General features: G+C 36.2%; 21 protein-coding genes and 1 pseudogene. 12 read left to right on the forward strand and 10 right to left on the reverse strand.

Annotated elements, in window-relative coordinates:
- Window positions 1–51: 51 nt before the first annotated feature.
- Complete coding sequence (fabG, locus tag QF044_RS16690; protein WP_307269632.1) at window positions 52–783, reverse strand: 3-oxoacyl-ACP reductase FabG; 732 nt, start codon at window positions 781–783, stop codon at window positions 52–54.
- Window positions 784–859: 76 nt separating this feature from the next.
- The gene (gene hutH, locus QF044_RS16695) at window positions 860–2,380 is read right to left on the reverse strand and encodes a histidine ammonia-lyase (RefSeq protein WP_307269634.1); all 1,521 of its coding nucleotides are present in this window, start codon (window positions 2,378–2,380) and stop codon (window positions 860–862) included.
- A 97-nt stretch (window positions 2,381–2,477) separates the two neighbouring features.
- On the opposite strand from hutH, the gene QF044_RS16700 reads away from it, so the two are divergent.
- The gene (locus tag QF044_RS16700; protein WP_307269635.1) at window positions 2,478–3,734 is read left to right on the forward strand and encodes an NAD(P)/FAD-dependent oxidoreductase; all 1,257 of its coding nucleotides are present in this window, start codon (window positions 2,478–2,480) and stop codon (window positions 3,732–3,734) included.
- A gap of 79 nt (window positions 3,735–3,813) precedes the next feature.
- Here QF044_RS16700 and QF044_RS16705 read toward each other — a convergent pair whose 3' ends face one another.
- From QF044_RS16705 to QF044_RS16715, 3 genes are all read right to left on the reverse strand, one after another.
- Window positions 3,814–4,413 (reverse strand): hypothetical protein, encoded by a 600-nt coding sequence (locus QF044_RS16705; protein WP_307269637.1) that lies wholly within the window; start codon window positions 4,411–4,413, stop codon window positions 3,814–3,816.
- Window positions 4,414–4,430: 17 nt separating this feature from the next.
- Window positions 4,431–5,723 carry a phenylacetate--CoA ligase family protein gene (locus QF044_RS16710; RefSeq protein ID WP_307269638.1) on the reverse strand — a complete coding sequence of 431 codons (1,293 nt, stop codon included), beginning with the start codon at window positions 5,721–5,723 and terminating at the stop codon, window positions 4,431–4,433.
- A 123-nt stretch (window positions 5,724–5,846) separates the two neighbouring features.
- Window positions 5,847–7,526, reverse strand: a complete 1,680-nt coding sequence (locus QF044_RS16715) for a M23 family metallopeptidase (RefSeq protein WP_307269640.1) — start codon at window positions 7,524–7,526, stop codon at window positions 5,847–5,849.
- A gap of 207 nt (window positions 7,527–7,733) precedes the next feature.
- Here QF044_RS16715 and QF044_RS16720 point away from each other — a divergent pair, with 207 nt between their 5' ends.
- The 11 genes and pseudogenes from QF044_RS16720 (at window position 7,734) to trpS (ending at window position 19,014) form a co-directional block, all read left to right on the forward strand.
- Window positions 7,734–10,349, forward strand: a complete 2,616-nt coding sequence (locus QF044_RS16720) for a hypothetical protein (protein ID WP_307269643.1) — start codon at window positions 7,734–7,736, stop codon at window positions 10,347–10,349.
- A gap of 13 nt (window positions 10,350–10,362) precedes the next feature.
- Window positions 10,363–10,671, forward strand: coding sequence for a hypothetical protein (locus tag QF044_RS16725; RefSeq protein ID WP_307269644.1), 309 nt, complete (start codon window positions 10,363–10,365; stop codon window positions 10,669–10,671).
- Between the two features lie 427 nt (window positions 10,672–11,098).
- Window positions 11,099–11,410, forward strand: coding sequence for a hypothetical protein (locus QF044_RS16730; RefSeq protein WP_307269646.1), 312 nt, complete (start codon window positions 11,099–11,101; stop codon window positions 11,408–11,410).
- A gap of 36 nt (window positions 11,411–11,446) precedes the next feature.
- The gene (locus tag QF044_RS16735) at window positions 11,447–11,764 is read left to right on the forward strand and encodes a hypothetical protein (RefSeq protein WP_307269648.1); all 318 of its coding nucleotides are present in this window, start codon (window positions 11,447–11,449) and stop codon (window positions 11,762–11,764) included.
- 339 nt (window positions 11,765–12,103) lie between these two features.
- Window positions 12,104–15,491: pseudogene (gene ileS, locus QF044_RS16740) on the forward strand (isoleucine--tRNA ligase).
- 59 nt (window positions 15,492–15,550) lie between these two features.
- Window positions 15,551–15,931, forward strand: coding sequence for a TraR/DksA C4-type zinc finger protein (locus QF044_RS16745; protein WP_002983772.1), 381 nt, complete (start codon window positions 15,551–15,553; stop codon window positions 15,929–15,931).
- A gap of 80 nt (window positions 15,932–16,011) precedes the next feature.
- Entirely contained in the window at window positions 16,012–16,257 is a 246-nt protein-coding gene (locus QF044_RS16750; protein WP_307269686.1) for a DUF6576 domain-containing protein, read from the forward strand.
- A gap of 21 nt (window positions 16,258–16,278) precedes the next feature.
- On the forward strand, window positions 16,279–16,464 hold the full coding sequence (locus QF044_RS16755; RefSeq protein ID WP_307269689.1) for a DUF2683 family protein: 186 nt from the start codon (window positions 16,279–16,281) through the stop codon (window positions 16,462–16,464).
- Window positions 16,464–17,102: a lipoprotein signal peptidase gene (locus QF044_RS16760; protein WP_307269692.1), complete on the forward strand. Its 639-nt coding sequence runs from the start codon at window positions 16,464–16,466 to the stop codon at window positions 17,100–17,102. The genes QF044_RS16755 and QF044_RS16760 overlap by 1 nt, the downstream gene beginning before the upstream one ends.
- A gap of 15 nt (window positions 17,103–17,117) precedes the next feature.
- Window positions 17,118–17,762 (forward strand): vancomycin high temperature exclusion protein, encoded by a 645-nt coding sequence (locus tag QF044_RS16765; RefSeq protein WP_307269695.1) that lies wholly within the window; start codon window positions 17,118–17,120, stop codon window positions 17,760–17,762.
- Between the two features lie 283 nt (window positions 17,763–18,045).
- The gene (gene trpS, locus QF044_RS16770) at window positions 18,046–19,014 is read left to right on the forward strand and encodes a tryptophan--tRNA ligase (protein ID WP_307269698.1); all 969 of its coding nucleotides are present in this window, start codon (window positions 18,046–18,048) and stop codon (window positions 19,012–19,014) included.
- Between the two features lie 179 nt (window positions 19,015–19,193).
- On the opposite strand, the gene QF044_RS16775 is transcribed toward trpS, so the two are convergent.
- The 5 genes from QF044_RS16775 to QF044_RS16795 all read right to left on the reverse strand — a co-directional run bounded on the left by QF044_RS16775 (window position 19,194) and on the right by QF044_RS16795 (window position 22,781).
- A complete protein-coding gene (locus QF044_RS16775) occupies window positions 19,194–19,967 on the reverse strand; it encodes a zinc-ribbon domain-containing protein (RefSeq protein WP_307269701.1) in 774 nt (257 codons plus the stop codon).
- An 80-nt stretch (window positions 19,968–20,047) separates the two neighbouring features.
- Window positions 20,048–21,331, reverse strand: a complete 1,284-nt coding sequence (locus QF044_RS16780) for a HAMP domain-containing sensor histidine kinase (protein ID WP_307269704.1) — start codon at window positions 21,329–21,331, stop codon at window positions 20,048–20,050.
- Complete coding sequence (locus QF044_RS16785) at window positions 21,331–22,002, reverse strand: response regulator transcription factor (protein ID WP_307269707.1); 672 nt, start codon at window positions 22,000–22,002, stop codon at window positions 21,331–21,333. The genes QF044_RS16780 and QF044_RS16785 overlap by 1 nt, the downstream gene beginning before the upstream one ends.
- 94 nt (window positions 22,003–22,096) lie before the next feature.
- Entirely contained in the window at window positions 22,097–22,306 is a 210-nt protein-coding gene (locus QF044_RS16790; protein WP_307269709.1) for a PepSY-like domain-containing protein, read from the reverse strand.
- Window positions 22,307–22,331: 25 nt separating this feature from the next.
- Window positions 22,332–22,781, reverse strand: a complete 450-nt coding sequence (locus tag QF044_RS16795) for a PepSY-like domain-containing protein (RefSeq protein WP_307269712.1) — start codon at window positions 22,779–22,781, stop codon at window positions 22,332–22,334.
- Between the last annotated feature and the right edge of the window lie 106 nt (window positions 22,782–22,887).

The raw sequence follows: 22,887 nt of genomic DNA on the forward strand, positions 1-22,887 counted from the left end.
TGTTGCACTGGTAAATTGTTATATTGCTACATTATTATATTGTTACATTATTTATGAGTAGATTCCTCCGTTGATATTCACTACTTCCCCGGTAATGTATGATGCTTTTCGGGATGCTAAAAATGCAACCAGATCTGCTACTTCTTCTGCTTCTCCAAACCTGTTGGCCGGGATCATTGCTTTCAGTTCGTCTTCATTAAAATCCTGTGTCATATCAGTTCTGATAAACCCGGGAGCTACTGCATTTACTGTGATATTTCTTTTAGCCACTTCCTGAGCCAGCGCTTTTGTAGCACCTACCAAAGCTCCTTTTGCTGCAGAATAATTGGTCTGCCCTGCCGTTCCTTTTACCCCGGAAACAGAAACCATATTAATAATTCTTCCGTATTTATTGCGTAGAAGCTTCTGTATAAAGAAGTTAGTTACGTTAAAAAAGCCGTTTAAGCTTGTGTTAATGACACTGTCCCAGTCTTCACGCTGCATCCACATGAACAGGCCATCTCTTGTAATTCCGGCGTTGTTTATGATTACCTCAACAATGGCATCAGGGTTTCTGTCCTGCCATTCTGTCAAAACATGCTGGCTTTCTTCAGCATTGGCAACATCAAACTTAAGGATCTCTCCTGTGGCCCCCAATTCTTCTACTTTAGACAAAGTTTCCTTTGCTGCAGCTTCATTTGAAGCGTAGTTGATAAGTATATGATAATTTTTTTCTTCCGCCAGTTTTATACAGACCGCCCTTCCAATTCCCCTGGAGCCGCCTGTGACAATTGCACATTTCATGTGTTAGTGTTTAGTTAGTTTTAGTTTTTTAAGTCAATGTAATTTATAGTGTAAGACAATTGATGATTCTTACTAATTACATTGCTTTTAAATATTTCTTCACTTCCTCCAGGTACGGGTACATTACCATATCGTCTGAGAAAGCTGGAATGATCTTTCTGATCTCATCATACAGCTCTTTGGTAGAGGATGAAACTTTATCCTGAAACCCAAGATATTCCACAGCCTGAATAATGGTAATGGCTTCAATCGCCAATACTTCAAATGCATTCTCAATCACTTTTCTGCAGATCACCGCAGCGTTGGTTCCCATGCTTACAATATCCTGATTATCATTATTATTAGGTATACTGTGTACATACATGGAATTTGAAAGCATCTGGCTTTCTGCCGTAGTAGATGTTGCTGTAAACTGAACGCCCTGCATCCCGAAATTAAAGCCTAATTTACCTAAATTTACAAAAGGAGGCAAGATTTCGTTGATCTTTGAGTTTAAAAGGTAGTTCAACTGCCTTTCAGCAAGCATCGTAAGCTTGGTAACAACGATCTTCAGCTTGTCCATTTCAAGAGAAATATAGTCTCCGTGGAAATTTCCACCATGATAAACATGCTTATCTTCTACATTGATAATAGGATTGTCATTCGCTGAATTGATCTCATTTTCAAGGACATTCTCAGTGTATTCCAAAGTATCTAAAACAGGGCCTAAAATCTGTGGAACACATCTCAGCGAATAATATTCCTGAACTTTTTCTTTAAATACTTTTTCCTGTTCTTCAAAGTGGGTATACAAATGATCTTCCCTTTTTCTGATCAGTTTACTGTCTGCCAGATGAGCACGCATTCTTTCTGCCACTTTTTGCTGTCCGTAATGCTTTTTCGTGCCGTTCAAAGCTTCTGAAAGGTGGTCATCATAGGCCTGAACAATCTCATTGATTGCACAGGAAAGCCTGATAGAAATATCCGTTAACTGATTGGCCTTATAAGCATTAACAATTCCTATTCCGGACATCACGGAAGTTCCGTTCATCAAAGCAAGACCTTCACGGATCTCCACTTTAATCGCCTCTAATCCTTCTGCTTCAAAAACATCTTTCGTGGCTTTTCTTTCGCCTTTATAAAAAACTTCTCCTTCCCCGATCAAGACCAAAGCAAGGTGGGCCAGCTGAACTAAATCTCCACTTGCGCCTACACCACCATGTTCAAAGATCAATGGCGTAATATCCCTATTGATCAATTCTTTAAGTAAATGAACTACCGATTGATGTACACCAGAATTTCCAAGTGAAAGGGTATTCAGTCTTGCCAGCATACAGGCTTTAACTTCCTGCGCAGGCAACGGGTTCCCGATTCCTGAAGAATGGCTCCTGATCAGGTTATACTGAAGCTGGTGTGTATCTTCATCACTTATTTTAAATTGAGCCATCGGCCCAAATCCGGTGTTTACACCATATATTACTTTATTCTTTGAAAATTCCTTTAAAAACTGAAAACTTGTTTCTACTCGCTGTAAAAGCGATTCTTCCAGTTCAATTTTTTCGTTCTCAATGATAATTTTTTGAAAATCCTTCAGTTCTAAAAAGTTATTTATTTTCATCAATTAAAAGTAATAGTTGCTAATTTTGTAAAATATTAATTATTTGTCACTAATTTTGCGGCAAAGATAGAAGTTATTATTAAAATAAAAAACCAAGATGAGCAAAGAATTTGTTGATGTTCTCGTAATCGGGGCTGGGCCTTCCGGATGCGTATCTTCTTCATACTTAAAGAAGAACGATATCAACGTAAAAGTTGTTGAAAAAACAAATTTCCCAAGACTGGTTGTAGGCGAAAGCTTAATCCCCAGGGTAATGGATCATTTTGATGAGGCGGGACTTTTTCCTGCTTTAGATAAAATGGGCTTTGAAAAAAAACTGGGTGCGCGTTTTTTACGGGGCAACGAAGTTTGCATCTTTGATTTTAGCGATAAGTTCGGAGAAGGCTGGGATTGGACATGGCAGGTTCCGAGAGCTGATTTTGATAATACTCTTGCCCAGGAAGTTATCAAGAAAGGCATTGATCTGGAATTTGAAACGGAAGTTATTGACATTCGATTTGATGGTACGGATTCTATAACTACTGTAAAAACGAAAGATGGTGAAACGAAAGAAATCCATGCTAAGTTCGTGATCGATTCCAGCGGCTACGGAAGGGTACTGCCAAGGCTTTTTGATCTTGAAAAACCTTCAAAATTATCTCCGCATTCTGCTATTTTTGCTCATGTAGAGGATATTAACAGAGAGGAGGGCGAAGAGGGAACTTTGATCTCTTTTGACATTATTGAAACTGAGGTTTGGCTTTGGGTCATTCCTTTTTCCAATGGAAATACAAGCGTGGGAATTGTAGGTCCTACAGAATATATAGAAAAACTGTCTGAAACCGGGAATGCAACAGAGGCTTTGAGAAAAGCAATCTCTTTATCTGATTATTATGTGAAAAGATTCGGAAATGTAGATTTTCTTTTTGAGCCAAGGCATCTGAAAGATTATTCATGTTCTGTAAAACAGCTGTTCGGAGACGGATACGCTCTGACAGGAAATGCTTCAGAATTCCTTGATCCTGTTTTCTCATCGGGAATGGCATTTGCCACAGAATCAGGAATGCTTGCTGCAAAACTAGCTTTAAGACAACTCAACGGTGAGAAGATCGACTGGCAAAAAGATTATACAGATTATATTCTGTACGGAGTGGACGTTTTCACAACTTATGTGAAAGAATGGTATACGGGAAATCTTCAGGAGCTTTTCTTTCACAGACCTGAAAACGAAGATGTAAAGAGAAAAATATGTGCTGTTTTAGCCGGATATGTCTGGAATAAAGACAATCCTTTTGTAAAGAAACACGATACAGTGGTTAAAAATCTTGCCAACCTTATTAAGCAGGAAAGGCAAGAACAGCAGAATGAATCATAAAAAATGGTCTGAATATTTTCAGACCGTTTTTGTTTTATTTGAAGTTGGCAAATATAGAACTTCACTTAGTAAAGTACTGTTACTTTTTAGTATAATGTTCAACTTTTAAAGCAAGCATTTTTGCCGTTTTCGCAAAGCATTCTGCTATTCTGTCATTATTATTCGGGACCCCGAAACCGTTATCTCCTGTTGCCTTAATTCCTTCCACAACCATTAAAACATTGCCGGGATTATCTGTTTCAACGAAAGTCATTTTACTTGAAACCAGAGCCTTGTCACTTGCTAAAGGAAAAAATAATCCTACATGAACCCATGTTGGCTCAACAATTAAAGTATATTTAGTTTGGGCAAATTTATCGGAAGCCTGAATTGTTGCATTTTTATTCCAAGACATCATAAATTTATCCGGGAAGGACTTTTCTTTACTATACTCCCAATCTGCCTTCCATTTTTCTGCCTCTTCTTTTCCTTTTGCCTTTTCAATCTCAGCAATTCTTATATCCAAAAATTCTTGTTCCGTTAAATTCTTTTTTTCAAACTTCAGGTGATCATATTTAAAAACAACTTTAATAAATTTTTGATCCTTTAAAAAGTTATAATCTCCTGAAATAACTCTTACTCTTTGTGCTGTTAAGCTTGTAAAAATGGTTATCAGGATTAGTAGAAATATTTTTTTCATGGTGATTTTTTGTTTTTTTATCTTAAATCTATAAATGTGATCGGTTTTCTGCTGTTCGGATTAAAAACAGTTTTGGACAGCGTATCAAAATCTACGATTTCGATTTTTGGGCTCACTCTTAGTTTTGCGCGAAAATGATCACGAACTTCATTGACAAAGGCTTCATGGTCCTGATCTGTGCTTAATTTAATGATAATTTCATCCAGCCCGATTTCATTAGACTGAATAACGATCTGATAGCATAAAATAGTACTGAAATCATTTAAAATATCATTCATCGCAGGCGGATACAGGGTTGTTCCTTTATATTTGATCATCTGCTGCTTTCTTCCGACAACCGGGCCAAGTCTCATGGTATTTCTTCCGCAACCGCAAGGTTCATCATGTGCTTTTACAATATCTCCGGTCTTAAAACGCAACAAAGGAATCGCTTCAACGCCTAACGTAGTGATCGTCAGCTCCCCGTTTTCTCCTTCATGAACGGGATTTCCGCTATCGTCAAGAATTTCTGTGATAATCAGTTCCGGATGGTGATGCCCTCCTGTTTGAAATTCACATTCCGTAAAGGCCGTACTCATTTCAGTAGAAGCGTATGTTGAAAACAGCTTAATATTCCATTTTTCTTTGATCTTCTGTGAAAGGATATTATCTGTAAAATCCTGGTTTTTGATGCTTTCACCAATACATACCGCTCCATAAACACTGGAATTCTTATAATCCAATCCATTTTTTTCGGCATAATCGATCATCTTTAAAAGAAAAGACGGAACAGTAATAAGGTATTTAGGCTTATATCTGAAGATAGAATCCCACTGAAGTTCAGGAATTCCGGGGCCCATTCTTACAACGCTGGCTCCCATTTTCCGTAAACCAAGAAAATAGGCAAGACCTGCCATAAATCTCTTATCGATTGTCGTGATCATCTGCACAACATCCCCTTTCTTAATTCCTGCACAAGCAAAAGAAATAGCTTCATTATAAGCAAGCCTTTCAAGATCATTGTCTGACAACCCGAAAGTTACAGGATCACCTAAGGTTCCCGAAGTAGTACTGTAGTCTACAATTTTGTCCGGGGGAATGCAGAAAAAATCCTGGTTGTTTTGCTGAAGATCATCCTTTGTAGTCGTAGGGATTTTCTGGAGATCTTCCAGTGTCAGGATGCCTGTAATATTGATATTATTTTCTTTGAATAATTTCTGATAAAAAGGTGAATGGGTTTCAAGATAAACCAAAAGTTCCTGAAGCTTCTGCTCCTGAAACTTTTTGATGTTCTGAAGGTCTGATCTTTCGATGGCCGGATAGAATTCCAATACTTGTAATTTTTAGATGACAAATTTATTAAATAAAATATTGTAGACTGTATTAATGTAAAATGTATTCATGATTTTCAGTCATAGTATTACATCTTGCTTTTGAGAAATTAAATCGGAATCTTATCTTTGAAAAGTAAAGGTTTGTGTATTGTTGTTCCCCGCCGTATTGACTGTTGTTATTTTTAAAGTGTGCAAGCCTGAACCTTTAGGGCATTTTTCATCAAAAACATAGACAAAATCATCTTTTACACGGGCAAATCGCAGCCAATTCCCATCCAGTTCCGCACGAAATGATTCAATATCGCCAATTTTAGTGGTTCCTTTTAACCGTAAAACACTGCTGGTAATAACAGCCCCATCTTTCCAATTTGAAGAAACGGAAGGCAGGCTATTGTCCAGCAATAATCTTGCAGTTCCTAGACGGTTAAAACTCCCTTCCATCCAATCAGCACTCCATTCTCCCTTAACCGTACTTTTATCACTTCCGTAATTGAGCTCCATCACTACTTTATTCTTTTCTTCATTCGTCAATTTTCTGTTTGGTCTTATTTTCAAAAGATAGTCATCATGAACCGGAATGTAGGAACTGTTTAAAACAATAACATTTGAAACTGCTTCTCCATCAGTTTTTTCATACATATTAAAATTCACGGCATCATAAACAGCATTTTTACTGAGATTGATTTCAGCGTTTTCAGTTTTAATCGTTTTTCCAGTGCTTGGAACAACTGTTTTTCCATTGGACGAAACTTTTTCTGAGTTTTGAATAAACTGAACTTTTGTCGTCAACCGGCTTGTATTTCCGTTCACATCTTTTAAAATAATTTCAATGTTGTGAATTTTGTCATCCTGAAAATTGATAATTCCATCTGACCCTGAGCTATAGTTTTTCAATTTCATTCCCGGCAAAACAGACAAATGCTGAATGCTCATTTTATCACGGATAAATTTGGCATAATCTATACAGCCATTTAAATAACGGGTATCATCATAGCTCACTTTATCAATTTTAAAGCTATAAATAAGCTGATCATCCATGAATAATTCTGCATTATAAATTCCCAAACTAAAACCTTGATTAGCTTTATCCACAGCTTTTATTGCAAAACTGACAGAAGGTGAATTTACCTGAACAACGTTAGCCATATAAGTATTTCCACTTTTTTTAACAGCAATTCCGTTAGCTCCGGGTTCATACGTACTGAAGCGTCGATCGTACCAATACAATCCGCTGATCGTTGGTGATACGCTATCCGGAATATTAAATCCAAAAAGCAAAGGATTGAGACATTCCTCCGTTTTTGTATCTCTGATCTCAAAATGTAAATGCGGTCCTGCAGATCCCCCGGTATTTCCGCTTAAAGCAATAAGTTGCCCCTTGACCACAGGAAACTGTCCGGGAGAGAAAGTGATATCCTGTTCCCACTTCTCTTCTTTGTATTGTCTTTCTTTTACAAACTCATCCAGCTTATCAAAAAATTTATTGAGATGGGCATACACGGTAGTATAGCCATTGGGATGGGTAATATAAACGGCATTTCCAAAACCATAACGTTCTACCTTTATTCTACTTACATAACCGTCTGCAGCAGCAACGACCGTTAAATTCTCCTGACTGTTGGTTCGCAGATCTAGCCCCATATGAAAATGATTAGCTCGGACCGCTCCGAAGTTAGCAGCCAGCTGCATAGGAATATTCAGAGGGTTTCGGAAGTAATTTTGCGGATAATTATTTTGAGCTTTCGCTGTAACAGCATTGAAGAAGCAGATAATGAATAGAAGTTTGTAAAGGACTTTCATACGTCATTTGGTTTTGAGTTTACTTAAATCTACAAAATTTAAAAATAATGGCGAAACAGAATTTGACACGTCAAGTTTTGGCGTTTACAGCATTGATATTTGCACCATAAAGGTCGGGATTAAAAGTTGACATGAATATCATTTTACCAGAATCATTATCAAAGAAGAGCCAAAACAAAAAATATTATTTAATGAAAAAACTAAAAAATGGATTTTAAAGAATACTTAAAAGGAATAGACAATTTTGATAAGATAAGTCGGGAAATATGGGCAGAAATGAGGGGTGAAAAAATAATCACCAGTTCTATAGAACCATTTTTTACTAATCTATGGGTGGATGAGGAAAAGATTTTCAGATTATTGACATCTTCAACAGATTTCAACACCTATCTTTTTGATGCACAAAAAAACTTTATCAACTCTTCACAAGGAGTAGAAAAAGTAAACTTAAATGAAATACCACCTTCAAAAATTGATAATGTAAGAGTAAAGACCAAGATGATTGAAAAGCTAGTCATCCAGGAGCCAAAAATAGAAGATACAAAATTTCAAAACTCATTTTTAGAACGCATTGATAACAAAGTATGGGTCAATGTGAGCCCCGGTTATATTGATCCTAAAAAGTATACCCATCATACAGAAATAGGTATTAGAGAGAAAAAAATAGAGTGTACAATTAATATTCCTTATCGGGAATATAACCGGGAAGCAACGCAGACTGTAATAAATGAGGTAGAAACTACTATTAGCTACTCTTCAAATACTGCTGATGCTATAAAAATTAATCTTAGCGATGTGGAAGACTATATGGCTGCTATCACCTATCTTTTTCCTTATCATCGGGAAATGGCACAAGTAGGTCTCATTGCTCATTTTGAAGAGGCGGGAAGTGGGCTTACCTCCATTGATGATTTAATGTTTTTTTACAATCAGCTACCTAATTTTGCTCTAACGGGTGTGGATTACAAAGGAAAAGCAAAAAAGCTTTCAGATCAGTTATTATGGGATCATTTCATACAGTTTTTAAATTATGATTCTCAACTGATCCGTGATGTGGATTCAATAGGTAAAGCTGCTGCTTTGACAGTAGAGCCATTCAGGGACAAAAGTCGATATGCCATCCGTATTTTGACGGCAATTTCCGGAGAATTCGTTTATAAAAAAATTAAAAATGATCCCAAACTCATTCTTCACATTTATCATTCTTTAGATGGAGAGAGTGTCTACATGGGGAAAGGCATTATTTCGGACGCTGGTCAAGCAGCCCATGGACAAATGTTTGAAAACAAAGAACTTTTTGTCATTTACGTAACAGCTTTCATGCAAGCTCAGCATGCAATGGATGATGCTCATCAAACCTTACAAAAAGGGAGTCTTTTCGCATTTGGAGTGAGTAGAGATTCTGATACCATTGAAAGACATTGTGAACTTACAGGATATTTCATGGAAGGAGATGCTAATAGTATCGTCACATTGATCAATACTGTAAAGGTTTGGAATTTAAAAACGGAGAAAATTGAAGCTGAAAATGAAATTGAAAATGGAGAATTCAGACCGTTGGATATGCTGCATCTCAAGATCTATGAAAAAGTAAAACTTCCTAAGGGCAAAGTTCAAAGTAATGAAACGGATACTGAAGTTCCTGCACTGTTTCTTTATCACATAGCGCAAAAGAAAGCAGCAGAAGATGCACTAAGGAGTCTTCGTGTGATTGCTGACCTTATGGTGATATCAGCCAGTATTGCGACTCTGGAGTCCGGAGTATCGGGATTGCCTTTATATGTAGCTTATGCAGATATTGGGGTTGCTCTTTCAGATTTTTATATAGAAACGCGGCTGAGAGATGAGCTTAAAATGACTACCCGTGGAAAGAAGCTTTTAGAATTATGGGATGATATTTATATTGTTCAGGGCACGACAAGTGCAATGGTAAGTATGCTCCCAAAAGCCGAAAAAGCACTGGATGCCACAATAGAAGTATTATACACTTCAAGATATTCAGGTCAGCAGGAAAGTATACAAAAGTTAATAAAAAATACTTTATATTCGTTTCCTTTAAGGAATTATTCTAAAAATGGATTAAAAGTTCTTTCAAAGGCCAGTGTTGAAAAGGCTATCACGCATTCTTCTGATTTTGAGAAGCTGAGAGTTCTTTTTGTGGAGAATGCGGCAAAAGAGATTGGTGTACTTCATAAAGGGAAATTATTTTTCCAGGGAAAGTCTCCTACAAGAACGGATATTTTTTTAGATTATATCTACAGAAAAGCAGGAGGAAATGCAACTAAGCTTGAAGAAGAGTTTAGCAGATTTGCCGGGATGGCGGAGAATCTCACACCTCACATTAGTCTTACTGTTGAGGAGTTTAAAGCAGGATTGAAAGTCCTTGAAGAAACTGAAATCAATGCTGAAAATGCAATTGATTATATATATGACGTATTACCTTATTTTAACCATTATATACTTAACAATGAAATAGTTATGGTTTCCGATTCCAATTGTGTCAATGTTGTTCAAAAAGTAATAGAATATTTAAAAACAGGTAATATATCACAAGCATTACATTCTGATGGACAAGATGTTGAAGTTTTAGAACAAATATTTGAGAATAGTTTTTCTTCACCTGTTAAAATTAAAGATATTAGGACTATTGACATGGCCGAAGGTGAAATTGGTATAATGTATATCTATAAAAAAGGATTTAAACATGGCCATGTTTTCAATGTTATTAAAAAAAATAAAAGACTTATGCTTCTTAATGGACAAAAAGGACTTATGCAAACATTTGAAAAGGCAGATTTTGTAGAATATTTAAAAGTAAAATAAAAAATAAAACAATATGTTAACAGACAATAAAATGCTAGAAATAGCTAATAAGTATATAAAGCAAATTGGGCAAAGAATAAATATTGAACTTGAAATTCCTAGCGAATTTATTAAGAAAAGTTATGGAAATGTTTATGATTATGTCGCCAAAGATTCTACAAAACATCGTTTAGCAGGCAATGGCCCATTCCTTGTAAGAAATGACACTGGTATAGTCATTCAGTTTGGAACCTCTGACGAAGTAGAGTATTATTTAAATGGGTATGAAGATGGCACATGGAAACCCAGCATTCATGGAGTTTGGGATCCTAATCAAAATTAATGTTCATAAAAATCCACATGTTAACAGAACAACAAGTTATAGAAATCGCAAAAAATTACGTAAAGAAAAGAGAAGAGTAGATTAGACCTTGTCATTTTAGATAACGAAGCAATAAAAAAGCCTTATGGTATTATATTTTTCTACATAATGATGCTAGAAATGATGATGCTAATACTTTACTTGGGAATGCCCCTTTCTTGGTAGAAAACAAAACAAGAAATATTGTAGTATTTGGAACCAGTAAGTCTGAAGAATGTTACATACAAGAGTATTAAGCAGGAAGATTTACTAACACATTAGGATTTAACAGTAGCCTGGAATAATTAATTAACCACCTTCGGGTGGTTTTCGTATTTTTAACAAATAGAGTATTATTGCTAGATAAATAAGACACGAGTTCTATTGATAAGCCATATAATAAATTAATATGTTAACAGAAATAGGAATGCTAGAAATGGCAAAAAAATACATAAAATTAAACGAAGAAGAAATAAATATAGAATTGATTATTGTTGAACAACTTACAATAAATAAGCCTTATGAAAATATCTATTCTTATGGACCAAAAGACTCTACAAAATATCGTTTAGCAGGTAATGGCCCGTTTCTCGTAAAAAATGATACTGGTTTAGTCATTCAGTTTGGAACATCAGACGATGTAGAGTATTATTTAAATGGATATGAAGATGGCACATGGAAACCCAGCATTCATGGACTTTGGGATCCTAAACAGAATTAATATCAGCTTCACTTTCGTATTAAAATAAAAATCTACATGTTAACAGAACAAGAAGTAATAGAAACCGCAAAAGACTATATAAAAAAATTAAGTCAAAAATGGGAAATAGAACTTACTATTGCCGAAGAACGTTCAGTTCGAAAAGAGTATGGTATCATATTTTATTTTAACTCGAAAAAGTTTGTAGAAGACAAAATTGAAAGAAAAAAGTTAATAGGATGCTCACCGTTCTTGGTAGAAAATAAAACTGGTAAAATTATAGTGTTCGGAACAAATAGATCTATTGACTACTATGTTCAAGAATACGAAGCAGGTAGATGGCTAGATATAACAAAACTCAGTGACTTAGAATAATTCACGAGGCTGCCCAAACTTTTTGGGCAGCCTCTTTTTATGCTGATTTTGTCTCGTACCCCTATACAGGAGGAGTATATAAATATCCGAATCTCAGAAGGTGTTTCCGACTTTTCGGACACACCCTTTTTATAAAATAATATAGCTTCAATTTCATGCTCAAAACACCCAGAAAAATTCACTTATTGACGATTCACTTTTCACTTTTCTCAACTTTTCCATTTATATTTCTGAAATTGAACTTTTTAATAGATATAAGCTAAATAAAACATATATTATAAACCGGTAAATTTTAGTAAATTTGCCAACTTAATTAATCAACGATATTGATATATTACAATGAGCCAATTTAAAGAATACAAAAACCTCAACCTTATTGACGTAGCAGAGAATGTAGCAGAATTCTGGAAGCAGAATAAAACTTTCAATAAGAGTGTTGAGATTCGTGAGGGGAAACCTGAGTTTGTTTTTTATGAAGGTCCGCCTTCAGCAAACGGTATGCCCGGAATTCACCACGTTATGGCTAGAGCATTAAAGGATATTTTCTGTCGTTATCAGACTCAGAACGGGAAACAGGTTTTCCGTAAAGCGGGTTGGGATACACACGGACTTCCTGTGGAACTAGGCGTAGAAAAAGAATTAGGAATCACTAAAGAAGATATTGGCAAAAAAATTTCAATTGAAGATTATAACCAGGCTTGTCGTGAAGCGGTCATGCGTTACACAGACGTTTGGAACAACCTAACTGAGAAAATCGGATACTGGGTTGATCTTGAGGATCCGTATATCACGTATAAGTCAAAATATATGGAAACCGTTTGGTGGTTGCTGAAACAATTGTATGATAAAGGATTATTGTACAAAGGCTACACCATCCAGCCTTATTCCCCGAAAGCAGGAACCGGGCTTTCTTCTCATGAAGTAAACCAGCCGGGAGCTTACCGTGATGTTTCTGATACAACTATTGTAGCCCAATTTAAAACATTACCGGAAACATTACCTTCATTCTTACAAGGTTTTGGAGATGTATATTTCTTAGCCTGGACGACAACTCCCTGGACTTTACCTTCAAACACGGCTTTGACTGTTGGACCAAAAATCGATTATGTTTTAGTAAAAACTTTCAATCAGTATACTTTTGAGCCGATCAATATTGTTTTGGCTAAACCTTTGGTTGGAAAGCAATTCGGGAAGAAATTTGCAGAAGGAACAGATGAAGATTTCGCCAACTACACTTCAGAAGCCAAAGTTATCCCTTATAAAATCCTTGCAGAATTTAAAGGCGCTGATTTGGTTGGAATTAAATATGAGCAGCTATTACCTTATGCCTTACCGTATCAAAATCCGGAAAATGCTTTCAGAGTCATTTCAGGTGACTTCGTAACGACAGAAGACGGAACAGGTATTGTTCACACAGCACCAACTTTTGGAGCTGATGATGCGAAAGTGGCTAAAGAAGCGACTCCTGAAGTTCCGCCAATGTTGGTTTTAAACGAAAATGGAAATCCGGTTCCATTGGTAGATTTACAGGGTAAGTTTACAGCACATATGGGAGATTTTGCAGGTAAGTATGTAAAAAATGAATACTACGATGCAGGAACAGCACCGGAAAAATCCGTTGATGTAGAAATTGCCATCCGTTTAAAAAGAAGAAAATAAAGCTTTTAAAGTTGAAAAATATGTTCACTCTTATCCACACAGCTGGAGAACAGATGAGCCGTTATTATATTATCCGTTGGATTCCTGGTTTGTAAAAATGAGTTCTGTAAAAGACAGACTTGTTAATTTAAACAAAGAGATCAACTGGAAACCGAAATCTACAGGAGAAGGACGTTTCGCCAACTGGCTGGAAAACGTGAACGACTGGAATTTATCCCGTTCAAGATATTGGGGAATTCCTTTACCAATCTGGAGAACTGAAGATTTAAAAGAAGAAATTATTATCGGTTCTGTTGAAGAATTGTACAATGAGATTGAAAAATCTGTTGCAGCAGGATTCATGAAAGAAAATCCATTCAAAGGTTTTGTGATCGGAAATATGTCTGAGCAGAATTATGCTTTGGTTGATTTACACAAGAACATCGTTGACCAGGTTATTTTAGTTTCAGCTTCAGGAAAACCAATGAATCGTGAAAGCGATCTGATCGATGTTTGGTTCGATTCAGGTTCGATGCCTTACGCGCAGCTACATTATCCTTTTGAAAATAAAGAATTAATTGACAATAAGAAAGCATTCCCTGCAGATTTCATTGCAGAAGGTGTTGACCAGACCCGTGGTTGGTTCTACACACTTCATGCCATCGGAACAGCAGTTTTTGATTCTGTTGCCTATAAAAATGTAATGAGTAACGGACTTGTTTTGGATAAAAACGGTCAGAAAATGTCAAAACGTCTGGGTAACGGAATTGATCCGTTTGAAACTTTAGCGGTTTACGGGCCGGATGCTACCCGTTGGTACATGATCTCCAATGCCAATCCTTGGGAGAACCTGAAATTTGATATCGAAGGAATAGATGAAGTAAGAAGAAAGTTCTTCGGAACACTTTATAATACCTATTCATTCTTTGCATTATATGCGAATGTTGACGGATTCAACTATTCTGAAAAAGATATTGAAAACCGTCCGGAAATTGACCGCTGGATTTTGTCAGAACTTAATCTTTTAATCAAAGAAGTAAAAGCATTCTATGAAGATTACGAACCGACAAGAGTGGCCAGATCCATCAGCAATTTCGTGAATGACAACTTAAGCAACTGGTACGTAAGGCTATGCAGAAGACGTTTCTGGAAAGGAGATTATTCTGATGACAAGATTTCTGCTTACCAGACTTTATATACCTGTCTTGAAACTGTTGCTAAATTATCAGCTCCTATTGCTCCGTTTTTTATGGATCAGTTGTATCAGGATTTAAATAAAGTAACAGGAAAGGAAAATGCTGAATCTATTCACCTGACAGATTTCCCTGTTGCAGACGAAAGCCTGATTGATCAGGATCTTGTAGAAAAAACGCATTTAGCACAGAACATTACCAGTATGGTTTTCTCTCTTAGAAAGAAAGAAAACGTGAAAGTTCGCCAGCCACTACAGAAAGTATTAGTTCCTGTTCTGGATGCTAAAACGGAAAAACAACTGCTAGCAGTAGCAGAGCTCATTAAGCAGGAAGTAAATGTTAAAGAATTACAACTCATCAATGCCGAAGAAGCGTCTCATTTAATTGTAAAACAGATCAAACCGAACTTCAAAGCGCTGGGCCCTAAATTAGGGAAAGACATGAAAACGGTAGGCGGAGAAATCGCAGGTCTGGATACAGAACAAATTGCGGCTCTTGAAAAAGAGGGTAAATTAGATATTCAGGGGTACGAAATTACGCTGGATGATGTGGAAATCTCCACAAAAGATATCCCGGGATGGACCGTAACTTCTGACGGAAAAACAACTGTGGCATTAGATTTGACGTTAACAGAAGAATTAAAATCTGAGGGTATCGCAAGAGAGTTCATCAACAGAATTCAGAACCTGCGAAAAGAGAAGGACTTTGAACTGACAGACAGGATAAAAATCTCCATTGAAGAAAATTCACCTTTCATTGAAGATGTTAAGAAAAATGAAGAATATATTTCATCCGAGGTCTTGTCAAATAAAATAGAAATTGTATCTTCACTTTCAAATTTTAACGAAATCGAAATAGATGAGGTTAATTTTAAGATAAATGTCGAAAAAAATTAACATATAGTTATTGTATTTCAAATTCCATTTCATAATTTTATTAAAAAAGAGAAAAGAATATGTCAGACGAAAGAGTTAGGTACAGCGATGCTGATTTACAGGAATTTAAGGCTATTATAAAAGAAAAAATAGAGAAAGCAGAAAAAGATCTTCAGCTGATCAGAGAAAGTTTCATCAATGACCAGAACAATGGTACAGATGATACCTCTCCTACCTTCAAAGCTTTTGAAGAAGGGGCAGAAACACTGAGCAAAGAACAGAATTCTATATTGGCTGGACGTCAGGAAAAATTCGTTCGTGATCTTAAAAATGCTTTGATCAGAATTGAGAATAAGACGTATGGTGTTTGCAGAGTAACAGGGAAACTGATTCCTAAGGAAAGACTTTTAGCCGTTCCTCATGCTACGCTGAGCATCGAAGCGAAAAATATGCAGAAATAAACCGTAAGGTTTGTAAAAATAATGTTGGGTTTATACGGTATTCATGAATACTTTATAAACCTAATTTTTAATGTATACCCATGAGCGGAGTATTAATTTTAGTGGTAATTGTGGCTGCAGTTTTGCTGTTTTTCAACAGGGCATGGATTAAAAACAGATTCTTTCCCAATCAACAGAAGAACTATACCATTGATGATCAGTTTAATTCTGATAAGCGCGAAAGGGAGAAAGAAATCGACAGACTTTTGAGTAAGATGGGCAAAAACGGGATCAATGACCTGTCTGCAAAAGACAGAAAGCGACTCGATGAACTGTCCAAAATGTAACATTTTAAAATAGATAAGAAAATGGAATCTATCATAGTACATCCTAAAAACCCTATGGAACTGAGTGCACTGAAAAGTGTTTTAAAAGAAATGAACATCAGATATGAAAGGGCTCAGACCAAAAACACGTTCCATACAGAAAAGGTAGCGAAGAAAATTTTTGATAAGAAAAATCCGGAGAAACCTTCTAAACCAAAAGGATTGTAATGAAAAAGATCTTAGCTATAACATTTCTGGTATTGTTAATTGATCAGGCTTCAAAGATTTACATCAAAACCCATTTCAACCTGGACGACAGCATCAACGTTCTTCCAGGGTTTAAACTGACTTTCGTAGAAAATCCGGGAATGGCTTACGGGCTGCATTTCGGAGGCATCATCGGGAAATATTTTCTGGTGATCCTGAGGCTTTTTCTGATCGGGGGAATGGTTTATATGTTTAAAAAATGGCTAAAGCAGGGAGCATCCAATTATCTTCTGATTCCAATGGCTGTTATTTTTGCCGGGGCTATCGGAAATATCATCGACGGTATGTTCTACGGATTGATATTTGACAGCGGAACGGTTTATGACCAAAGTATCGACCGATGGATCGGATATGGTGGAGTTTCAAAGTTTGTTCCTGTAGGACAGGGTTACTCAGCTTTTATGAAAGGCTGCGTAGTAGATATGCTTCATTTTCCTTTGGTAGACTGGTATGTCCCAGATAATATCCCTTTGATTGGAGGAAAACATATTGAATTCTTCAAATATATCTTCAATGTAGCAGATTCTGCTATTACGGTAGGTGCTGCCTTGTTACTAATCTTCAGAAAAAAAGCTTTCCCGAACGGACTTGAGTTTTAAAAAACAGTATTCCGGATGAAAAAAGTAATTAAAAATATTTTTAAATTTTTCCTGCTGCTTCTTGCGGTGGGAATTATTTTTATAGCCTGGGCCAACTACAGCATCAGGAAAGAAAGTAATGCCTTTGTTTCATACCGCATTGCCGATATTCCGGAAACCAAAACAGCTTTACTCCTTGGAACCGGAAAAAATTTGAGCAACGGTATGCCCAATGCCTATTTTTACAACAGAATACAGGCTGCCATCGATCTTTATAAGAGCGGAAAGATACAATACATCATTGTAAGCGGCGACAACAGTACCAAAGATTATAATGAACCTGAAGATATGCAGCTTGCCCTGATGAAGTATGGCATTCCTAAGGAGAGGATCGTGCTGGACCATGCGGGATTCAGAACACTGGATTCTGTAATCCGGGCTAAAGAGATCTTCGGACAGAATAAGCTTGTAATTATTTCTCAGAAATTTCATAACGAAAGAGCGGTCTTTCTCGCCAGAAAAAATAGGATGGAAGCTTATGGATACAATGCCAATGATGTGAATAAATATGCTGGTTTAAAGACGAACCTGAGAGAATATCTTGCAAAAACAAAAGTGTATTGGGATCTTCTTTTTGGGGTTCAGCCAAAATTTGGAGGAGAAAAGATTATCATTCCTTAATTTTCCCTCTTACTGATTTTTTTTTAACGCAAAATTTAAATCTAATAAAATTTCAAGTGGGAAAGAAGAATCACCAAGCTGGTTTGATGAAGCTCTGTTTTCAAGTTTAGCGCAGCAAATTTATTGCCTTTGCTTTTCTTAAATAATAGGTTTGAAAATAAAATCTTTGCGTTTAAATTAATTTTTAAATAAAGAGAAAACACAATCATCTGTGAAAAGCCGTGCAATCAGTGGGAAAATAATTAAATTTGCAATTCAATAATTTTATAAATAATTTAAACAAATGTCAAGAATTCTTACCGGCATTCAAGCCACCGGAACACCCCATCTTGGAAATCTGCTGGGGGCAATCATTCCTGCTATTGAACTTTCCAAGCAGGAAGGAAATGAATCATTTTTATTCATCGCCAACCTTCATTCTCTTACTCAGATTAAGGATGCGAAAGAACTGAAACAAAATACCTACGAGATCGCTGCGGCTTGGCTTGCTTGTGGGCTGGATACTGAAAAAACATATTTTTATAGACAGAGTGATATCCCTGAAACCTGTGAACTATCTTGGCATTTATCATGTTTTTTTCCTTATCAAAGATTAACGCTTGCCCATTCATTTAAGGATAAGGCAGACCGTCTTCAGGACGTGAATGCCGGGCTGTTCACTTACCCTATTCTGATGGCTGCAGATATTTTACTGTATGATGCAGAGGTCGTTCCTGTAGGTAAAGACCAGCTTCAGCATCTTGAGATTGCCCGTGATGTAGCATCAAGGTTCAACAATCAGATGGGAGAAGTTTTCGTACTTCCACAGTCTGAGCTTCAGGAAGACACAAAATATGTTCCCGGAACTGATGGCCGTAAAATGTCTAAATCAATGGGTAATATCATCAATATCTTCCTTCCCGAGAAAGAACTGAAAAAACAGGTGATGAGTATAGAAACCGATTCTAAAGCTCTGGAGGAACCTAAAGATCCTAAAACAGATAAGGTTTTTGCAATATATGAACTGATCGCAACATCTGAACAAACGGAAGAATTAAGATCTAAATACCTGGCTGGAAATTTCGGTTACGGACACGCTAAATTAGAGCTGTTAAATCTGATCTTAACCCGTTTTGCAAAAGAAAGAGAACTGTTCGCTTATTATATGAACAATCTTGATGAACTGGAAGCAAAACTTCAGGAAGGTGCTGCAAAAACAAGAGTAGTGGCAACATCTACCATGAAAAGAGTAAGAACAAGCTTAGGAATTTAATTTTTCCTTTCCAATAATAAGAAAGCCTTTCAGTTTGAAGGCTTTCTTATTATTGGTCATTTCTCATATCATCTCAATGAATGCTTTGTGAAACATTTTTATTTTTTCCCTTTCTGATGATCAGTCTTATTAGATTTTATCATTATTTCTACCGGTTCACTGTAATTCTTAAGAATATCTTAAAAGGGGAACAATACACTCTCTTTCGCAAATTTTCCATCTACATCTGTATAATGGGGAGATACCGCTAAAACCATATTCCACATCCCATCTACCCCAATATATTGTTGCAGATTCTCATAGCCTTCATGTTCCTTAAGAGCCTCCTGTACAAAATTTATAATATAATATCTTTCTGATGATTTTATTTTTTTTATATCATCAATATCAAGAATAATCAGAATTTTATCCCCATTAATCTTAGAAAAATATTTAATATCTTTCTTATTAAGTTCGTTTTCCAATATATCATCTATATAACCTTTAATATAAAATGATGTACTATCAGTTGCCATAGTAGGATTTTCCGTCAGCTTTTTCATATCAGCTTTAAGAAAGGCTTCTCTTTTGTCTTTAGGTTTTTCAGGTTCTTCTTTTGATTTAAACCAGCCTATAATTCCCAACACTATAAAACAGACTATTCCAATAAGAATAATAAAACAGCCGCAACCGTGCCAGATTGGTCTGGAATTAGGTTGAACGTTCTGCTGCGAATCAAAACTCTGCTTCATTTCATCTGTAAACTGATCATAAGAAAAACGACCCTTACAGTGATTACAAACAGCAATATTTTCCTTGGATGTAGGGAAAACAGGAATAAAAAAGAAATGGAAATATCTTGCTATAGTACCCGCCACCATTGTATTATTCTGATGACAGGCAGGGCATGTACAGCCTTGTAATGGATATTGGTTTTTTAAAGTGGACTTTCCAGTCCCGAAAAGAAATAACATTGGATTGTGTTTGCTCAAAAATAACTTAATTTACTATACATCACAAAAAAGAATAGAGATATTTCATTCAGAGACAACAATTACTTATTTTTTTTAGAAAGAATAAAACAGTGCATTCCACTTTCAAATTTATAAACAATATCCCATCCGGGATATTGTTTTGTTATAGTCCTGATAATAGACAATCCCAAACCGGTAGAACTGTGATCTGAACCCTTTTTGTAAAAACGATTAAAGATCTGTGTATCATCCAGTGGCATTCCATTACTACTATTCTGAAAAATCAGCCTGTTATCTTCTATAACGATATTGACGATTCCTTCCTGACTATTGTATTTTACCGCATTTTTAAGCAGATTAGACAACAGGATATCCGCCAGATCAGGATTAAAATCCGCCCCAAAGAATCCTTTTTCAATAATATTGACATGAATTTTTTTGAACTCAATAAAATCTTCATAGCTTTTGACCAGTCCTGTGATCATTTCATTGAAATCTACTTTTGAAGTTTTATTGAACTGGCTGTTTTCTATTTTTGAAAGCATAAGCAGGGATTTATTCAGTCCTGCCATTCTTCTTAAATCACCTTTTAATTCTGAAATAAAATTTAAATTTTTCCGGTCAAGCTCTTCATTTTGGATCACCAGATCGATTTTATTGATCATAATAGCGAGTGGCGTCTGAAGTTCATGGGAAGCATTTTCAATAAACTGTTTCTGCTGATGGAAAACAAGCTCATTACGCTCTATCATTTCCTCTATTTCCACATTAAGTTCTTCAAATTCTTTGATGGAATAATTCTGTGGCTCCTGTGAAGCAGAGACCCCGAACTGGTATCCTTTAAGCTTCTCCAGAATAGTATAGAAAGGCCGCATCGCTTTATTCAGAAGATAACCATTCACCCCAATAATACTGATTACAAGAAGAATATATAATACAATCAAGGCTGTGGTAAGATCATATACCAGCTCATCTTGCTCTACAGTAGAGGTCCTTATTTCCAGTCTTTGGCGTTTTCCGAACTGATCTATAAAGTCCGTCTCAAGAACCCGGTAAGGCTGGTCTTTATCATCATACTCCATGTAAAACATCTTATTATAGAGTCTGTTCTTCTCTTTATAATCGGATTCTGCGATAGACTTGATTTTAAATTCATTAAATCCAAAATCCTTGCTGTCCAAAAGTTCAGGATCGTGATAGACCGCCTTTATAATCTGAATCTTCCTGTCTTTCAGTCCGTCATCTACATTATCATACACTTCATCCAGAATATAGGCATAGAAAAGCGCTGCCCAGACCGCTATGATCAGCAGGAGAATTCCGATGAGGTATTTTATGGTGTAGTATTTTAACGAAACTTTCATCAGATAAATTTATATCCAATTCCGTAAACGGCCTGGAAGTCGGCTTCTGCATTAAGGGCTTTCAGTTTTTTTCGGAGATTTTTGATCTGGGAATAGATAAAATCAAGGCTATCCGCCTGATCGATGTAATCTCCCCAGATCGCTTCGGCAAGAGTCGTTTTTTGTAATGTTTTTTCCGGATGGATCACAAAATAATACAGAAGATCATACTCTTTCCGGTTCAGCACCAAGTCTTCATTTCCAACTTTAACAGTTCTGTTTTCCGGATCAATACTGATATTTTTATAGATAATTGTATTTTCACCATCCTGATTTTTTCTCCTGATCACAGACCGGATTCTCGCCATCAGTTCTGCAAGATGAAAAGGTTTGGCCAGATAATCATCTGCTCCTATCTCAAGTCCGGCCACTTTATCGTCTACAGAATCTTTAGCTGACAGAATGATCACAGGATCTTTCTTATGCAGATTCTTGATTTCTTTCAGCAGATCCATTCCATTGCCGTCAGGCAGCATAATATCCAAAAGAATACAGTCATATTCATAAGAAATAATCTTCTCAAGCCCGGCACTATAGGTAAGGGCAAACTCTACAATAAAATGCTCTGCTTCCAGAAAAGTCTGTACGGTATCTTTCAGTTCCGGTTCATCTTCTACAATTAATATCTTCATCCTGCAGTATTAGCTTTTCAAATATATGAAAAATGGAAAGGAAGACGGGAGCTTTAAGCTATTTCTCCTGGCCTCCTGTTTCCATTTTCATTACTTATTGTGTATTGATACGGCGTCCGTCTGCATCAAAAGTAAGACAAAGGCCGTTCATGAGATGTATTTTATAAGCATTGTATTTCTTTTCAATACAATCTACTATACTTCCGGGATAATGTCTTGTTAAAACAGATACTATCGCTTTTCTGATACTTTGGGAAGATGTATCTCTTTCACTGCTGTTTATTATATTCCAGTTGACCATCATAGTAAGATTTAAGGGTTATATTTAGTTAATCATCAATTCTCTTGAAATTTCCTTTTCTGTCAAACTCCAGATCCAGTCCGTTAGAAAGTTCTGCTTTGTAAGACCATCTTTCTTTTTCGATCTTAACGATATAAGTGTTTGGGAAATTCTTAGCTGCATAATTTCTGATTGATGTGGGAATAAATCCATAAGGGAGCTTTTGGTGCTTCCCATCTACTTCTTTCCAATTTCCGCTGCTGTCGAATTCTACTTTCATCCCGTTGGCCAGATAAACCTGGTATTCGTCAACGCCGTAGATCTCTCTGTCTTCAATTGCAGATCCTACAGCAATTCCTTTAAAATTGGCAGCAAGGAAATTCTTAGCTGTTTTAGGAAGTTGGTTGGCACTGATCGCTTTGTCCTGTGCAAAAATAAATCCGCCTGTCAATAAGAATAATAAAACAAGCGCTCCTGTGATTTTTCTAAATTTTTTCATAACATTAAATTTTTTCTGTCATTATTATAGAGCAAAGGTCAGAATCAATTTAGGAAAGAATTAGGAAAAGAGGAAAATGGTGAATGGTGAATGGTGAATGGTGAAT

It is taken from the genome of Chryseobacterium sp. W4I1 (genome assembly GCF_030816115.1).
Lineage (GTDB): Bacteria > Bacteroidota > Bacteroidia > Flavobacteriales > Weeksellaceae > Chryseobacterium.

What these genes read in the sequence shown, in the direction of transcription:
- QF044_RS16790 (WP_307269709.1), bottom strand. Translation starts at nt 22,306, where the DNA reads ATGATGGTCAACTGGAATATAATAAACAGCAGTGAAAGAGATACATCT.
- QF044_RS16720 (WP_307269643.1), top strand. Translation starts at nt 7,734, where the DNA reads ATGGATTTTAAAGAATACTTAAAAGGAATAGACAATTTTGATAAGATA.
- trpS (WP_307269698.1), top strand. Translation starts at nt 18,046, where the DNA reads ATGTCAAGAATTCTTACCGGCATTCAAGCCACCGGAACACCCCATCTT.
- QF044_RS16700 (WP_307269635.1), top strand. Translation starts at nt 2,478, where the DNA reads ATGAGCAAAGAATTTGTTGATGTTCTCGTAATCGGGGCTGGGCCTTCC.
- QF044_RS16780 (WP_307269704.1), bottom strand. Translation starts at nt 21,331, where the DNA reads ATGAAAGTTTCGTTAAAATACTACACCATAAAATACCTCATCGGAATT.
- QF044_RS16715 (WP_307269640.1), bottom strand. Translation starts at nt 7,526, where the DNA reads ATGAAAGTCCTTTACAAACTTCTATTCATTATCTGCTTCTTCAATGCT.
- QF044_RS16760 (WP_307269692.1), top strand. Translation starts at nt 16,464, where the DNA reads ATGAAAAAGATCTTAGCTATAACATTTCTGGTATTGTTAATTGATCAG.
- QF044_RS16755 (WP_307269689.1), top strand. Translation starts at nt 16,279, where the DNA reads ATGGAATCTATCATAGTACATCCTAAAAACCCTATGGAACTGAGTGCA.
- QF044_RS16750 (WP_307269686.1), top strand. Translation starts at nt 16,012, where the DNA reads ATGAGCGGAGTATTAATTTTAGTGGTAATTGTGGCTGCAGTTTTGCTG.
- QF044_RS16730 (WP_307269646.1), top strand. Translation starts at nt 11,099, where the DNA reads ATGTTAACAGAAATAGGAATGCTAGAAATGGCAAAAAAATACATAAAA.
- QF044_RS16705 (WP_307269637.1), bottom strand. Translation starts at nt 4,413, where the DNA reads ATGAAAAAAATATTTCTACTAATCCTGATAACCATTTTTACAAGCTTA.
- QF044_RS16775 (WP_307269701.1), bottom strand. Translation starts at nt 19,967, where the DNA reads ATGTTATTTCTTTTCGGGACTGGAAAGTCCACTTTAAAAAACCAATAT.
- hutH (WP_307269634.1), bottom strand. Translation starts at nt 2,380, where the DNA reads ATGAAAATAAATAACTTTTTAGAACTGAAGGATTTTCAAAAAATTATC.
- QF044_RS16765 (WP_307269695.1), top strand. Translation starts at nt 17,118, where the DNA reads ATGAAAAAAGTAATTAAAAATATTTTTAAATTTTTCCTGCTGCTTCTT.
- fabG (WP_307269632.1), bottom strand. Translation starts at nt 783, where the DNA reads ATGAAATGTGCAATTGTCACAGGCGGCTCCAGGGGAATTGGAAGGGCG.
- QF044_RS16735 (WP_307269648.1), top strand. Translation starts at nt 11,447, where the DNA reads ATGTTAACAGAACAAGAAGTAATAGAAACCGCAAAAGACTATATAAAA.
- QF044_RS16725 (WP_307269644.1), top strand. Translation starts at nt 10,363, where the DNA reads ATGTTAACAGACAATAAAATGCTAGAAATAGCTAATAAGTATATAAAG.
- QF044_RS16785 (WP_307269707.1), bottom strand. Translation starts at nt 22,002, where the DNA reads ATGAAGATATTAATTGTAGAAGATGAACCGGAACTGAAAGATACCGTA.
- QF044_RS16795 (WP_307269712.1), bottom strand. Translation starts at nt 22,781, where the DNA reads ATGAAAAAATTTAGAAAAATCACAGGAGCGCTTGTTTTATTATTCTTA.
- QF044_RS16745 (WP_002983772.1), top strand. Translation starts at nt 15,551, where the DNA reads ATGTCAGACGAAAGAGTTAGGTACAGCGATGCTGATTTACAGGAATTT.